The sequence below is a fragment of the Oceanobacillus sp. FSL W7-1293 genome, from assembly GCF_037969815.1.
Taxonomy (GTDB): Bacteria; Bacillota; Bacilli; order Bacillales; family Amphibacillaceae; genus Oceanobacillus; species Oceanobacillus oncorhynchi.
Genome location: NZ_CP150212.1, coordinates 440,799 through 457,011, shown reverse-complemented (window position 1 = coordinate 457,011; position 16,213 = coordinate 440,799). Strand labels below are relative to the sequence as shown.

13 protein-coding genes are annotated in these 16,213 nt (G+C 36.5%); 10 read left to right on the top strand and 3 right to left on the bottom strand.

The annotated features are described in order from the left end of the window. Positions 1-30 precede the first annotated feature (30 nt). Positions 31-927, bottom strand: a complete 897-nt coding sequence (locus MKY65_RS02375; protein ID WP_339181968.1) for an NAD(P)-dependent oxidoreductase — start codon at positions 925-927, stop codon at positions 31-33. A 240-nt stretch (positions 928-1,167) separates the two neighbouring features. On the opposite strand from MKY65_RS02375, the gene MKY65_RS02370 reads away from it, so the two are divergent. Next, positions 1,168-1,773, top strand: a complete 606-nt coding sequence (locus MKY65_RS02370; RefSeq protein WP_339181965.1) for a TetR/AcrR family transcriptional regulator — start codon at positions 1,168-1,170, stop codon at positions 1,771-1,773. A gap of 340 nt (positions 1,774-2,113) precedes the next feature. Continuing rightward, positions 2,114-2,494 (top strand): YwqG family protein, encoded by a 381-nt coding sequence (locus tag MKY65_RS02365; RefSeq protein WP_339181963.1) that lies wholly within the window; start codon positions 2,114-2,116, stop codon positions 2,492-2,494. Positions 2,495-2,567: 73 nt separating this feature from the next. On the opposite strand, the gene MKY65_RS02360 is transcribed toward MKY65_RS02365, so the two are convergent. Together MKY65_RS02360 and MKY65_RS02355 are read right to left on the bottom strand one after the other, a co-directional pair. After that, positions 2,568-4,769, bottom strand: coding sequence for a Z1 domain-containing protein (locus MKY65_RS02360; RefSeq protein WP_339181961.1), 2,202 nt, complete (start codon positions 4,767-4,769; stop codon positions 2,568-2,570). A gap of 49 nt (positions 4,770-4,818) precedes the next feature. Further along, positions 4,819-5,592: a MurR/RpiR family transcriptional regulator gene (locus MKY65_RS02355; RefSeq protein ID WP_339181959.1), complete on the bottom strand. Its 774-nt coding sequence runs from the start codon at positions 5,590-5,592 to the stop codon at positions 4,819-4,821. Positions 5,593-5,871: 279 nt separating this feature from the next. Here MKY65_RS02355 and MKY65_RS02350 point away from each other — a divergent pair, with 279 nt between their 5' ends. From MKY65_RS02350 to MKY65_RS02315, 8 genes are all read left to right on the top strand, one after another. After that, on the top strand, positions 5,872-7,206 hold the full coding sequence (locus tag MKY65_RS02350; protein WP_339181956.1) for a 6-phospho-alpha-glucosidase: 1,335 nt from the start codon (positions 5,872-5,874) through the stop codon (positions 7,204-7,206). Between the two features lie 190 nt (positions 7,207-7,396). Then, positions 7,397-9,001, top strand: a complete 1,605-nt coding sequence (locus MKY65_RS02345; RefSeq protein WP_339181953.1) for an alpha-glucoside-specific PTS transporter subunit IIBC — start codon at positions 7,397-7,399, stop codon at positions 8,999-9,001. 83 nt (positions 9,002-9,084) lie between these two features. Further along, positions 9,085-9,540, top strand: coding sequence for a hypothetical protein (locus MKY65_RS02340; protein WP_339181950.1), 456 nt, complete (start codon positions 9,085-9,087; stop codon positions 9,538-9,540). 420 nt (positions 9,541-9,960) lie between these two features. Further along, entirely contained in the window at positions 9,961-11,286 is a 1,326-nt protein-coding gene (locus MKY65_RS02335; RefSeq protein ID WP_339181948.1) for a DnaJ domain-containing protein, read from the top strand. Positions 11,287-11,566: 280 nt separating this feature from the next. After that, complete coding sequence (locus MKY65_RS02330) at positions 11,567-12,256, top strand: GntR family transcriptional regulator (protein WP_256705571.1); 690 nt, start codon at positions 11,567-11,569, stop codon at positions 12,254-12,256. Between the two features lie 150 nt (positions 12,257-12,406). After that, complete coding sequence (locus MKY65_RS02325; protein WP_339181944.1) at positions 12,407-13,483, top strand: tartrate dehydrogenase; 1,077 nt, start codon at positions 12,407-12,409, stop codon at positions 13,481-13,483. Between the two features lie 259 nt (positions 13,484-13,742). After that, entirely contained in the window at positions 13,743-14,870 is a 1,128-nt protein-coding gene (locus tag MKY65_RS02320) for a glycerate kinase (RefSeq protein WP_339181941.1), read from the top strand. A gap of 54 nt (positions 14,871-14,924) precedes the next feature. Then, positions 14,925-16,199: an SLC13 family permease gene (locus tag MKY65_RS02315; RefSeq protein ID WP_339181938.1), complete on the top strand. Its 1,275-nt coding sequence runs from the start codon at positions 14,925-14,927 to the stop codon at positions 16,197-16,199. Positions 16,200-16,213 lie beyond the last annotated feature (14 nt).

The following is a 16,213-nucleotide window of genomic DNA, read 5'->3' as shown; positions in this document are numbered from 1 at the left end:
AATCAATAGTATGTTATTAATTATTAAAAACTACTTAGCAGGTTCAACCTTTTGTTCTGTTAACATGAGATATGCTGTTGACATATCTTTATCTTCGTAACCCTTTATATTAGATTCAAAGTAGTCTACTAACGCTTCACCTAAAGGCAATTTTGTTTCAAATGAATTGGAAACATAATTTGCCAGTCTTAAATCTTTTAATAATAGTTCCGTAGTGAATGCTCCTTTATAATACTCATCTTTAGCTATAAAATTTTTGTAGTTTCTTCTAAACACATCACTTTGTCCTGAGCTTACATTTACAATTTCGTAAACAATATTATGGTCTAACCCTGCTGCATCTGCGATAGATAGAGCTTCTGCAACAGCCTGTGTATGGATACCAGCCATTAAATTATTAATTAATTTAACAACAGTCCCTACTCCATGGTCTTCTCCTACATGAAAGATGTTTTTGCCGATTGCTTTTAGGTACGGTAATGCGAAATCATATGTTTCTTTGTTACCTCCAACCATCACGCTTAAGCTGGCTGCTTCTGCGCCAGTTACACTCCCACTTACTGGTGCGCCTAAGTATTGAGTCCCGTTTTGTAAGGCAGCTTTTGCAATCGTTTTATTTAATTCTGGAGAAACTGTGCTTAAGTCAACCAATGTTAATGATGTTTTTCCATTCTCTACAAGACCCTCGTTACCTAAATAAACACTCTCTACAATGGGTGGCGTTGGCAAGCTAGTAAATATAAGATTTACTTCACTTGGCAGTGTGGCGGACGTGAATCCAATATTTCCACCAATTTCAGCGAACCTCTTTTCATTCATTTTGTTTACATCTACTCCATAAACGGTATAACCCGCTTTTAGTAAATTACTTGCCATTGGAAAACCCATATTCCCTAACCCAATAAAACCAACTTTCTTTGTGTTCATCAAATCCCTCCTTCAAATAATTCCACCAAAATGGAAACGCTGTCATTTTTGTGTTTAATTAATATTTAACTTCCTTTCTTGGTATATATTTATATTTCACATACCAAAGTCAGATACCATAGTCACCGAAATGCATTACCAACATAATAAATGTAAAATTTAAAATAGTCAAGACTTTCCTAAAAATTGATTCTACATTTCAAAAATATTATGCTATTCTAAATGAAAGGGGGCTATATTATGACACATATAACAGCAAGAAAGCTAAAAGCCCTAGAGACCAAAAAAGCACTCTTGGAAACTGGGCTAGAACTTTTTGATAAAAAAGGGTTTGATAATGTAACGGTTGATGAAATTGTAAAAACCTGTAATGTATCTAAAGGGGCTTTTTATGTACATTTCAATAGTAAATATGATATTTTCAATGAAAAATTTAAAGATATTGATAACTTCTATTCCGAATTTCAAAAAGGAATATCAAATGACATTAAAGCAAGTGAAAAAATTCTTATATTTTTTGAAGCCCAAATGGTTTATTTACGTGACGAGTTAGGGAAAGATTTAATCAGAACTGTATACATGAATGCAATGTCGCTAACCATTAACAAAAATCATTATTTATCTGACCCAAACAGGAATCTTTATCAAGTAATTAACTCTTTTGTTCAGGAGGGAATTAAGAATAAAGAATTTAAGGAAGGATTAACAACGGAAGAAGTATCTGTATTAATTACGAGGTGTATGCGAGGCACCATCTATGATTGGATTATTTTCGGGGAGCAATTTGATATCGTGGAGGAAATGAATAAATTCACATCTACTGTTCTGGATGGGTTAAAAAGGTAGTAAGTATATCATTTGGGGCGAGGATTTCTTACATTAATAAATTAGGAATTACTTGATTTACTTTCCCTGTTCTAATTTTTCTCTAAAGTGAAGAATAACCAGGGAACAATCCCGATAAAATTCACTATGCTCTATACGTCGGTAAATGCTTAACGATAATTTTGTGTATTAAAAATAAAGTGACATACATACTGTTTATAATGTAGTAGACGGCTGATTAAAGAAAAATATCTGACTTACGAAGTTAACTTTCCTGATATTTGGAAGATACAGGACGGTTAACTTCTTTTCTTTTGTAACAATGCCAGATGATGAGCTGTTTTTCCCTGTCGAGCAAGAAATGGGATTAGCTTTTGAGACAGACTTGGAAGCTCTCACAGGAAGCGATTATCGTAGTGATGAAATGTATGCAGCTATATTCGATGAAATAAACCATGATGAAAAGCTAGAGGAAGCATTCTTCCAGCTATTTAATGGGACAGGTCATAAACTTGGCGGCTACCCCTTCTTTACACAGGAAGACCCGCGTACCTATGGAGATTATCAAGATACAGATATATTGCTGCTGCAAATAGACAGTGTCGGAGATAAGATTATATGGGGAGATTCCGGTGTCGGGAATTTCTTTATCTCTGAAGAGGATTTGAAAACAAAGATTTTAGTAAGGTGCTTTTTAATTGGGATTGTTATTAAAATATTGCCTGTGCTGTTTATATATTGAACAGCACAGGATTTTTTATACCCAATCTGCTAAGCATAAAATATACTCACCTTGCTAATTTTTTCACTTCTTTTTACCTCTCCTTAACCCCTTTCCCTGCAAACACCGTCGTTTTCGTCTCTTCCGGTGTAACCAGCACAGGCCAATAAAAAGCTCCACCGCGCCACCCCTGCTCCTCTGCCCCATTCTGTCTTATCAAGATCAGTGATGGAATAATTCGTGCTAAGTTTTGTGCTATTTTTAGTTCATCCTGTTTCGTATCTGGCGCATCTTCAAACCTGCCAGTGCTTTTCCGAATACGGGCCATATTACGATTCTGACGCAAAACGACCCAGACATGCCCTTTTCGATTCGTGTCCGTGTCCTCGGATAAATAATTCATCACAGCACCAAACGTTTCTAAATCCCACTCATAGCCCTCTTTGAATACGTAGGTTTGATAAATCATTTCTAATAGGTTTTGGACCTTCTCCTTTTCAACCAAAAAGCAGCGGTCATCTTTGGGATGTATTGCTTTTGCTGTCTGCTTCATTGTTGTCACATGCTTATCTATCTTTTTCATTTCCCGCTCCAGGTAGCTTTTCGCAATCGTTTGAAAACCAGAAGGAAGCATCCGTTTTCCCGGCTTTAACATCTGTACGCTTGATAGTAGAATTTTATTTGGATTGCATGGCAAAATCGTATTATCGCTACCCTTTTGAATAAAAGTAACTTCACCGCTGTTTGCTCCAGATTCAAAAGCCCGGCGCAGCTCTGTATCAAATTCATGCATCTGCTCCATGACATCATAAATTCGTCTGGTCGTATAAAAGCGGGTAACTGCCATGTCAGCAAGCGGACGTGCTCCATACATTCGCGAATGCTGTAAGACCGTATCCTGCTGGAATTTTTGCGGATTTCTTCCATAGTAGAAGCCGATTAAATTTTTTATTGTAATACCCCGGTCAAGGATTTGCCCGCCGATAAAGAAGTTAAGCGGTGTCCGTAATTTTAGCTCACCTGATTTATCTAATAAATTGTCGACATCCTGCTCTGAATTTACAATTTCAATTAACAGCTCTTCCTCTATCAAAGCATCACGAACATCGGAAAGCACTTCATCAAAAGCAGGAAAATACATATCCTTCCTTTGTGAGCGCGCAAAATCCTGGTAAGCTGTACGAATTAACTGATCAAAGATAGGGTCTTCTCTCTCCACCGCTTCGCGGAGCTGCTCCTCCAGATGCAGCATAACCTCTTCCTGCCACTGATGCGCTGCTTTTGTCGTGATCGTGTGCATGATAAAAGCATATTTTTCCAGGCGCTCTCCTTCTTTTTGCTGTTGTATATTGCGGATTTTACTGCCGACAATAAAATGAATCAGCGCGCTGCGAATCCCTTCATAACGTTCCCCATTAAGCAGATGGTTCACCTTTACCTTCCGCTTATCACTTTTCCTTAAGATTTCAAGCTCTTCCTCTTGAATTTCATGGTAGAGGTAACTCGCCATGTGCGACTCTTCCTTAGATTTTTCAAAGTACATTTCCCCGCCGACATATTTATCATGCACCGGCACTAATTCGGTAAAAGCCGGCCGCTTCGGCTGAAAGGTTTTATGCTCATGGATAGTCATATCATCGGGCTGAAGATATAAGGAATATGGAGTCGCTGTTACCTGCAAATAAGCAGCATCCTCTAACCGGGCACGAATCTGATCAATTTGTCCGGCAATCACTTTGAGATCAATTATATTTTTATCTTTGACATTGTCATATGCGACAGAAGCAAAATCTGCTTCATCATCAATAAATAACATTTTCCTCGCAGTCAAATCCGGATACATATCAAATAGCAGTCTTTCTAAACGCTGCATATTTTTCTTTTCTTTTTTCAGAACAATCACAAGCTTTTTCTTCAATTCAAATTTACGCAGCTTTACGGGCATTTTCATAATGTCGTAAATAGCTAATTCATCTTCCTCAATACACTCCGTAAATTCACTCTCCACCCTTTCAAAGGTCTGTTTGACAAGGGCATTTGAATTTTTGGTCAGGATAATCACCACATCAAAGCCATTATCAAAGCCTAGCCCCATCGATCCGAGAAAGGAACGTGTTTTCCCTGATTGGATATGTCCTAAAAGCATGCCCGGCTTTTTTGATGTGGTCGACGTTTCTAATAGCTTTGAAACAGTGTTCTGCATCACCTGTATTTCTTCAGCTTTATAATTATTTTTCTGAATTAATGGGGAGAAAAACGTTCCATTTGTTTTTAAATCTGGTTTAACTGTTTCCATAAAGTGGCTCCTTATTTTATCTTCATGCTTTTTATCATTTCACCAAAATCTATGATTCCTTTTTGGATACATAAGAAACATACTCTTGGAAAAAAAGATCCATTAATACGTTTAGTGTTACAAAAGATAATTTTGAGATGTTTCCTTTCTTCGCTATACCTGTTGGATGATAATATAAATTATTAGGGGAATAATTAGCTAATTTATTATTTTTTATATCCGTAATTGATAAAGTGGGTATATTTTTCATTTTCAACATTCGTAGTGGATGTTCTAAATCGTTTGTATCCCCACTCAAGGATACGATAATCAGCAAGTCAATGTTCGAAGCGAGACTCGATACCATTTCCAATTCGCTGTAACTTGGAATGATGATTAAATTTTTATTAATAGATAGCATATACCTATTTAACTCATATAACATATTTTTTTGTGCTGTACCTGTTGCATAGGCATATATATTATTCGATTCATGAATAAGAGCAAATTGCTCAGTCAAGTCTGTCTGTTTGAATAATTTAACCGTTATATTGATATCATTTTGTAATTCCTCTAAATAACTAGATGTATCAAAGTTGATTTGACTCTCTTCATCAATCTCACCTTTAAGTTGATATTTCAGCTCACTAAAACCAGAATAACCTAATTTCTTTGACAAACGGACAATAGAAGCTGGTGAGGACGTACTTCTCTGCGCTAACTCTGAAACATTCATGTATTGGCAAATTTCTTTATTTTGAAGTATATAATTTAATATGAATTTATCGTTTTCACTTAATTGATTGTAGTTTTGATTAATTTGTTTACTCAAATTCTCAGCCATCTAAAATTCCCTCCTTAGATAACAAGCTTATACATATGAACACCGTTAAGCTAAAAGGTTTCTTTTTCAAGAAAATTATACATTTCTTCATTATACCAAAATGGAATCATTCTTAGAAAGCATTTCCATTCCTTCAGCCAGAGTAAATATTTTTCATCAAATGAAATTTAAATCAGGCTGTTAAACAAAAACCTAAACCTCCGAATTCCATTGTTTTCTCTGAAATCCCTGTGTTATAAATTACTCAAGCATCAAATACAAAACTTGGAGATGGTAGTAATGGCTAAACAACATTCAATTGTGATTGCAGGCGGAGGGAGCACCTATACACCGGAAATCGTTTTAATGCTTCTGGACAATTTAGATAAATTCCCTATTAGACAGTTAAAACTATATGATAATGATCCAGAAAGACAGAACACAATAGCAAAAGCCTGCGAAATTATTATTAAAGAGCAAGCGCCTCATATTCAATTTGTTGCAACAGCTAACCCTGAAGAAGGGTTTACAGATGTAGATTTTGTTATGGCACATATCCGTGTCGGTAAATATGAGATGAGAGAAAAAGACGAAAAGATCCCTTTAAAATATAATGTTATTGGTCAGGAAACATGTGGACCTGGCGGTATTGCATACGGATTGCGGTCCATTAAAGGGGTAGTTGAGTTAATTGATTATATGGAGATGTATTCACCAAATGCTTGGATGCTGAATTATTCAAACCCAGCTTCCATCGTTGCGGAAGCTTGCAGAAAACTGAGACCCGAATCAAGAGTGTTGAATATTTGTGATCATCCAATCGGATTAGAAGACCGTATGGCTAAAATGGTTGGTTTAGATTCCAGAAAAGATTTAACCATCCGTTATTATGGTTTGAACCACTTTGGCTGGTATACAGATGTACAGGACAAAGACGGAAATGACTTGATGCCACAAATAAAATCATATATGGCTGAAAATGGATTTAATCTGAACGCCATTGGAAAAGAAACAAGAAATTCAGATCCTAGTTGGCTGCACACGTACGATATGGCAAAGTTTGTTTATGAACTCGATCCGGATACCATACCAAACACGTATCTAAAATATTATTTGTTCCCTAATAAAGAAGTAGAGATTGCAGACGAAAATTATACACGGGCAAATGAAGTCATAGATGGCAGAGAAAAACGTGTATTCGGGGAATGCCGCAAAATTATTGAAAAAGGAACAGCGCAAGGAACCGCTTTAGAAATTGGGGCTCATGCGACTTATATTGTCGACTTAGCATGTGCTTTAAGCTACAATACGCATGAACGAATGCTTATTATGGTTGAAAACAATGGAGCGATAAGCAATGTTGACGCTACTTCCATGGTTGAAGTTCCTTGTCTGGTAGGTTCAAAAGGAGCAGAACCTTTATCGATTGGACCAGTGCCAACCTTCCAAAAAGGATTAATCGAACAGCAGGTAGCTGTCGAAAAATTAGCCGTAGAAGCTTACACAGAAGGTTCTAAACAGAAATTGTACCAGGCATTTGCTCTAAGTAAAACGATTCCAGGAGCAGATATTGCAAAAAATCTTTTAGATGAATTAATTGAAGCAAATAAAGATTATTGGCCGACGTTACATTAAACGATTGTTTGATTTCAATTTATTCATCAGCAGGCTCCAAACAAAGCTTAGAATAACCATAGTTTGGAGCCTTTCTTTGATACATCATATAGAATCGTTGTTTATATTTTCATCAAAGAAACAAATTGGGTCAATCACCTTTCCTTTAACATCTATGAAAACGCTTAAACATCAGAAGGAGGAATTTTAGATGTTGCAAAAAATACAACGATTCGGCGGAGCCATGTTTACTCCTGTTTTATTATTTGCATTCGCCGGTATCATGGTTGCATTAGCTTCTGTGTTTCAGAACCCTCTTATCATGGGGGCATTGGCTAATGAAGACACATTATGGTTTAAACTATGGGACATTGTCGCATCAGGTGCATGGACAGTCTTTAGACAAATGGAGCTCTTATTTGTCATTGGGCTTCCTATTGGTTTAGCTAAAAAAGCACATGCCAGAGCAGTTATGGAATCTCTGGTAATCTACTTAACTTTTAATTACTTTGTGTCATCTATCTTAAAATACTTTGGAGGATCCTTTGGAGTTGATTTTTCTGCTGATTTGGAGGCCAGCCAGACAACAGGTCTTAAATTAATTGCAGGGATAAAAACGTTAGATACCAATATTATTGGGTCTATCGCGATAGCCGCTTTAGTTGTATGGCTCCATAATAAATACTTTGATAAAAAACTGCCCGAATGGCTGGGGATTTTCCAAGGTTCAGCCTACGTAGTAATCCTTGGGTTTATATGTACCTTGCCTTTGGCTTTTCTGACATGTTGGATATGGCCGATGGTACAGGATGGAATAAACTCCTTACAGGCATTTTTTATTAGTTCTGGTTCAGTTGGCATCTTTGTGTATAGCTTCCTAGTTAGAATATTAATTCCAACAGGACTACATCATTTTGTCTATGCACCTTTTATGTTGGGACCAGCCATTGTAAAAGAAGGTATCCAGGTTAACTGGCTGAATCACCTTTCTGAATTTGCCCAGTCTAAGGAATCATTAAAAACTTTGTTCCCTGCCGGTGGTTTTTCCCTGTATGGGTGCGTAAAAATATTTGCCCCTCCTGGCATTGCTGCAGCATTTTATAAAACGGCAAAACCGGAGAATAGAAAAAAAGTATTGGCTTTGGTCATTCCAGCAACCATTACAGCTGTTGTTGCAGGTATAACCGAACCAATCGAATTCACTTTTCTTTTCATAGCACCACTTCTCTTTGTGGTTTATTCCTTACTAGGAGCATTGATGGCTGTCATCATGTACCAATTTGGGGTCAGCGGTGATTTCAGCAGCGGGCTCATCAACAGTGCAGCCAGAAACTGGATTCCGTTATTTAGTAACCACTGGGGAACCTACGTTGTTCAGATTATCATTGGTATCGCTTTTATCTTCATCTATTATTATGTCTTTAAATATCTAATTTTAAAAATGAAATTAAAGACACCAGGACGAGAAGATGCAGGAAAAGTTAAATTGTATACGAAAAAAGATTATAAGGATAAAAACAACAGAACAGAAGAAAGCTCCCAGCCGAAAACATCGGAAAACAAAGAAAAAGCAATGTTGTTTTTAGAAGGACTGGGGGGTGCATCAAATATTGATTCTGTCACCAACTGCGCTACGCGTTTAAGGCTAAATGTAAAAGATGCTTCTCTTGTAGAAGGCGATGCTTTCTTTAAAGAAGCAGGCGGCATGGGTCTGGTGAAAAATAAAAATGCCATTCAAATCATTGTTGGACTTTCTGTCCCTAATGTCAGAGAGGAATTTGAAGAATTAATTAATAAGCAACAGTCTACGGACTAAATGAATCCTATTATATAAATACATTGGAGGAAGAATCTGCATATTCCTTCCTCCAATAATTCTAACTAGGGGGTATTCACACATTGAGAAATCAAAACGCTGTCCAACAACCTAAAAAATATATAAATTCTTTAATCATTTTCTATCTTCTTCTTCCTTTTGCTTATCTGGGTTATGTTATGTTTTCACTGGGTCAAACTAATAGCAACTATTATACCTTTCTTTATAGTGATCCATTAAACTCTATTCTTTTATTATCTGTAATGATATGCTTCATTTGGGCTTATATATTATGGAAACTAAAGGAGCTAAATCAATATAAGACACTTCCATCGTATCTAATGTGTATGGCCGTATCACAACTATTTATTGGTAATATTATTGGTGTAGTCTTTACGGTTATTACAAGGATTAAAACAAAAAAGTTCCCTTCAAATACAAATGTACAAAAAGGGGAATTACAATGTAAATTTCTTTCAATTTTAAATATTATTCTAACGTTAATCGTGGTTTCCGCTTTTATAAGAATATCTTTCTAACCCTATTCCCTCCGTCCATTTATTCTATAATTCATATAAGCATGTTTTGCCGGTAAAAACCCGGCTTTTTTATTGCTAATAGAATGATTATCTTTGAACATAAACTTTACGCTTCCTATTATTTTTTATCATTTCACTAAGGTGATATTTCCAAAAAGTATACGAATGTCCAAAACGAATTTTTATAGTCTTTTTGCCATGTTCTTGCGAGATTTGCAAAGAAAAGCTACAATAAAAGGCGGAATAAAAGCAGGATTTTATCTATCATAGCTGTCGTTTATCCAGATAATACTGCCTTTTAAAATAAAACAACAAGCTCCTTCTACCATAAATAGAAGGATTTTATTAGTCTATATAACGACAAGGATAGAGTCAGAAACTTTATCCTTTTTCGACCGTAAATAATGAGGAGTTATCACTATGAGTAAAATAAAGAACGAAAGTTATTATAAGATTCTTGGCACCACCGCGAATATTGGTCAAGCAAGAATCGAGGAAAAATATTTGCAGGCTTTGGAAAAACATCCGCAGGAAACGGATCCAGAAGGCTATGCCAAAGTACAGGAAGCTTTTGAGGTTTTAAGAGATCCTGAGAAAAGAGCAGCATACGATAATCATCGTAAACATGGCAAGAATAAAACAGACGCTGCTTCAACCGGAAAGGCTGTTCAACAGCATGCCCCCGAAGAAAATACAAAAGCAGAAGAAGTCAAACCACTTGATGAAGCAGAACAATTAATTGCCGTTGCAAAGAAAGCCATGGACAATGGAGATAATCAAAAAGCCTTTGAAATCTATAAAAAATTAAATCAGCTCATACCAGATAGCGGTGAAATTAAGTTCAAGCTATTAAAACTAGCCAGTTTAAATGACGATGTTGATGAGATGGAAAAGGTATTTTCAGAAATCATTCCGCTGACGACGAGTAATGAAGAGTTGCAGGTCATCTATACGTTAAAGGCTGATATCTATCAAGATAATGGCTATCCTGACAAGGCTATCAAAACCTATGAGGAATTATTGGAGAAATTCCCAGAGCAAACATCCATGTTTGCCCCAGCGCTTGCACATCTTCACGCTCAGATAAATCAGTTTGATAAATCTATGCAGGTCATGGAACAATCTCAACCAGCAGAAGATGAGGATACCAAAACAACCACCGCATTCTATCTATCCTGGATCAACATTATCATTACGACAGAAAATTGGTCTAAGTTATCTAAAATCATCTCCAAATTTAAAAAGCAGCTAAAGCATGTTTCGGAAACGGATGATGTAAAAGAGCTGCAAGATGAACTGATGGAACAATATATGTATTTTCATAAAGCAGCATTATTCCAAGAGGCCGAGATTTACATCGGTTTAGCAGACGCTATCGCCCGGAATAATAATGACATAAAAAAAGCACATAATGAAACCAAAAAACAAGCACGTCTGCAAAAAGAAATCAGCAGATTGTCTCGTGATATGCATGCTTATGCACTGCTTTACTACAGAGCATATGAATGGTTCTACACCGGCAAAGTATCTGCCGCAAAAATGATTGCGGTAATAAATGAGTTGCCAGTCTACCATAAACAACAACTGGAAAATGACAACCAAAGCTATGCGGCAGGAATTCTCCAGTTGAAGAAAAAATATCCGCTTATTTATAAATCATTTCAGAATCAATGGGATACTTTATTTGAACAGTTAACTGTCGGACTCAGCCGGGAAGAGAAAAGGAATTTGCGAAAGAAGAAATAATTCATTAAAAAAGAAATAGCTGACACTTTCACATTTTATTTGGCGAAGGTGCCAGTTTTCTTTTTAATATGAGTACAAGACTTAATCTGTTAGTTATTTCTCCACATAATTAAGCTTATGAGAAATCAATAAAACATTAAAGGAAATTCCGAGAATATACTCTTACTTCTGTTTATTTCAACATCTTTAGTATAATATGAATAGGTCACGAAAAACATCTATGCTTCACAAATGCAACTGCCATTTATTTTATCAGATATTTAAGAAGGAGCGGTTTTTTATGGATTTTCCATTACATAAAATAAAAGAAAACATTGATCACATTGAAGATTATAAGTTACCTCAACAAGCTTATTTGATACTTAAATCTGCCGTTCGCGAACTAATTTTATCGCCAGGAAGTATGTTTTTAGAACGTGAAATAACAGCATTTCTAGAAATGAGCAGAACACCCGTAAGAGAAGCATTTGTACGCCTGGAAACGGAAGGTTTAATTCGTTTAGTTCCTCGTAAAGGGTTTGTTGTAGAACCTATACGTCCAGAAGATTTAAAAGAAATTTATAGTGTTATCGTGGCACTTGATGGAATTGCCGCAGAAGCAGCTACTCAGAACGCCTCAGATAAAGATATTCAACAACTGCAAAACATGATTGATGAACAACTAGAGGCATTAGGAAATGAAGATTTAGAACGATGGTCCAAGCTGGATGATTTATTTCACCGCCAAATTTTAGATTTAGCTGATAATCATCGTTTATCAAATACTTATGAAACATTTGATGATCAGTGTCATCGAGCAAGACTCTTTACGATTCACGAAAGGCCCTTACCAAAACAATCCATTCAAGAACACAAAGCTATCATCGCCTGTATGATTGCTAAAAATGAGCAAGCTGCAAAGTATGTTATGCAAGAGCATCGAAATAGATCACATACTGAAATTTTAAATGTTCTACGGAAGGAAAACTAGCATACAAGGTTTTATAACCTTGTATGCTAGTTTTTTAATGAATACATTAATAAGGTTTTTAAAGCTGAAATTAACTATTTCAAAATAAATATTGAATTTAACGTATACGTTGTTTAAGATATAAGTAACTTAAAAAAGGGAGGAAGCGTTATGACAAAAGCGTTTAAACTTGCAGTAATTCCAGGAGACGGTATTGGAAAAGAAGTAATTGCAGCCGGTATGAAAGTATTAACTTACTTGGAGGAACAATCAGACGGTAAATTCAAATTTGAAAGCGATTACTTTGATTGGGGAAGTGATTACTACTTAGAGCATGGAAGTATGATTCCAAAGGATGGTGTAGAAACTTTAAAAGATTATAATGCTATTTATTTCGGAGCTGTTGGTGATCCTCGTGTACCCGATCATGTCAGCTTATGGGGACTCCGTATAGCAATTTGCCAAGGGCTCGATCAGTGGGCAAATATCAGACCTGTTGAGTTTCTTCCTGGTGTTAATCATCGTATCGCACATCCAGATCCAGAAAGCTTAAATTGGATATTGGTACGTGAAAATTCAGAAGGAGAATATTCTGGAATTGGCGGAAGAAACTTTAGCGCTCGTCCAGATGAAAGAGAAGTCGCCATTCAATCTTCCATTTTTACAGAGCATGGCTGTGAACGTATTATCCGCTTTGCGTTTGACCTTGCACGTACTCGAAAAAGAAAGAAGGTAACTAGTGTTACAAAAAGTAATGCACAACAATACGGAATGGTTTTATGGGATGAAGTATTTGAACGTGTCAGCAAAGAATATCCAGACGTAGAAACAGACCAATGGTTAGTAGATGCCATGGCTGCCCAATTTGTACTTAACCCAGATAATTTAGAAGTAGTGGTTGCATCCAACTTATTTGCTGATATTTTATCTGATTTAGGAAGCGCCCTTGCCGGCAGTCTTGGTATTGCATCTAGTGCTAATTTACAAATCGACAAACGGTTTCCCAGTATGTTCGAATCTGTCCATGGATCTGCTCCAGACATTGCGGGTAAAGGAGTCGCAAATCCAATCGGCACGATTGCCAGTGCTGCATTAATGCTAGAAGACCTCGGACTGCATGAAGAAGCAAATAAAGTACATGAGGCTATCCGCCGCACAACTTCACAAGGCATTATCACTCGTGATATTGGGGGATCTAGTAATACAGAAGAAATTACAAATGCAATTATTAAAAACCTAACGCTATAACGCATCTTTTATTTTCATTTTTTCTAATATTTAAAGAAAACTTGGCAAAGCAAACCTGAAAGGCGCGGATTACTTTAATTGGGACTGGGACTGCGATTACTCGCCTCATCGAAGAGCTTTTGTGATTACTCGCTCTATCAAAAACCGCTGCGCTTATACTTTATTCTTGAAAGTTCTTTATGCTCTCTTAAAGTGTAATGATAAAAGGTACTGAGATAGGCTTATCTGAGTACCTTGCTTTTTCAAAAGGAGGAGACAAATGAAGATTTTAGCTGCTGTAGACTCATTTAAAGGAAGTATCAGTTCTTCAGAAATTAATGGCATTATAGCTAAAGAATTAGAGATTAAAAATTTAGAAGTTATTCAAAAACCTTTAGCTGATGGCGGTGAAGGTACAATTGATGCATTGATTGATTCAGGCGTTGCAGAAAAAATAGACTGTATGGTTATTGGCAGTCTGGGAGAAAAAATAAAAAGCTATTATGCTCTGATGAATAATGGAACTGCGGTAATTGAAATTGCTCAAATTTGTGGCTTACCAATGATTCCTGAAAACAAAAGGAATCCGATGCATACGACTACATACGGTGTAGGTGAAGCAATTATACATGCAATAAATCATGGGTCAGATAATGTGGTCATTACCCTCGGTGGAAGCGCCACAAATGATTTGGGAATGGGGATGCTTCAAGCTCTGGGTGTAACAATTACAGATGAATCTGATCAACCAGTTCTTTTAGGAGCTGCTGCTTTAAAAGATATTGCACATATAGATTTCTCAACATGCTTTACAGCGATTCAAAATATATCTTTATCTGTTATAACAGACGTACAAAACCCGCTATTTGGTCAGAATGGTGCTACATTTATTTTCGGCCCGCAAAAAGGTATCACACCAGAAGATGCTGTTCAAGTCGAGGAACAAATAAAGCGTTTATGTACCATTACCCCTATTTTAGAAAAGTATCAAGATACTCCAGGTGCAGGTGCAGCAGGTGGTTTAGGTGCTGCATGCTTAGCACTTGAAGCACAAATATTTGATGGAGCCGACTGGTTCATGGAAACGCTTCAAGTAAAAGAAGCTATCCGTCAAGCAGATGTTGTTATTACCGGGGAAGGAAAATTAGATTCTCAAACATTGTCTGGTAAAGCTCCTATTAGCATTGCAAATTACGCAAATAACTTAAACAAACCCGTAATTGCTATCGCCGGCAGTATAGACAGTTCTTTATTAACACGTTTTTATGAAAGCGGTATCAGTGTTTGCTTATCTGTTATTCCCGGCGTTCAAACACTAGAACAAGCAATGGAAAGATCACAAGTTCAGAATAATATAAGCTATATATCACAGCAAATAGCCACTTTTCTATCATGGCCAAAAAAGTAGTTTAGCAGTCTTTGTGTTTTAGCTTTTAAACGTTATAACTTTAGGGGGAATAACATGAGTCCTGAAATAATTACGTTACTATTTTTAATATTTGCTATCGTAATGTTCGCTTGGGAAAAAATCCCTTTATCTATTACAGCAATGATAGTTGCTGTGGGATTAATTTTAACAGGAGTATTAGAACCCGGCGAAGCTTTCGATGGGTTCGTCAATACGAATGTCTTATTATTTATCGCCATGTTTATTGTTGGTGGAGCATTTTTTGAGACAGGTATGGCACAAAACTTTGGGAGTATCATAACCAAATTTGCAAAAACGGAGCGGATGTTAATTGCCGTTATCATGGTAATTACTGGCCTTATGTCAGGTCTATTATCAAACACAGGCACAGCAGCTGTATTCATACCTGTTATCATTGGCATAGCAGCTAAGTCTGGGTTTTCCAGATCTAGATTACTTCTCCCTCTAATTTTCGCAGCGGCTATGGGAGGAAATTTAAGTCTGATTGGGGCCCCAGGGAATATGATTGCCCAATCAGCTTTACAAGATATAGGTTTATCTTTTGGTTTTTTTGAGTATGCAAAAGTTGGATTACCTATATTAATTATTGGTATCTTATATTTTTGTTTTTTCGGATACCGATTTTTACCAAATAATAAAGAACAAGCATTGAATGAAGACTCCATTTTCAATCAACAAATAGATTATTCAAATGTTCCCAAATGGAAACAATATTTATCTCTTATTGTTCTAATATTAACTGTAGCTGCGATGATTCTGGAAGATGTCATAGGTGTACCGCTGCATGTTTCCGCTTGGACTGGAGCATTGATTTTAGTAGCAACAAGAGTTATCTCAGAAAAGGATGCAATGAAATCGATTGATATGAATACGATCCTTTTATTTGTCGGTTCTTTAGCGATGGCAAAGGCAATTGATGTTACCGGGGCAGGAGCATTAATTGCACATTCTATTGTAGACTTTTTAGGAGATACACCATCACCCTATTTATTATTATTTGTGATTTTAGCACTCTCTGCTGTGATGACAAATTTCATGTCTAATACAGCAACGACAGCTTTATTAGTACCGATAAGTTTATCCATCGCAACTTCTATTGGAGCAGATCCAAGAGCTGTACTGATGGCAACAGTAATTGGAGGATCTTTAGCATTCGCAACACCGATTGGCATGCCTGCAAATACAATGGTTTACAGTGTCGGCGGCTATAAATTCATGGATTACGTTAAGGCAGGGTCTCCAATGATTTTAGTCGGCATCATTGTTTCCATGCTATTGCTCCCTATTTTCTTTCCATTTTATCCATAGGGACCTAGGTTAAA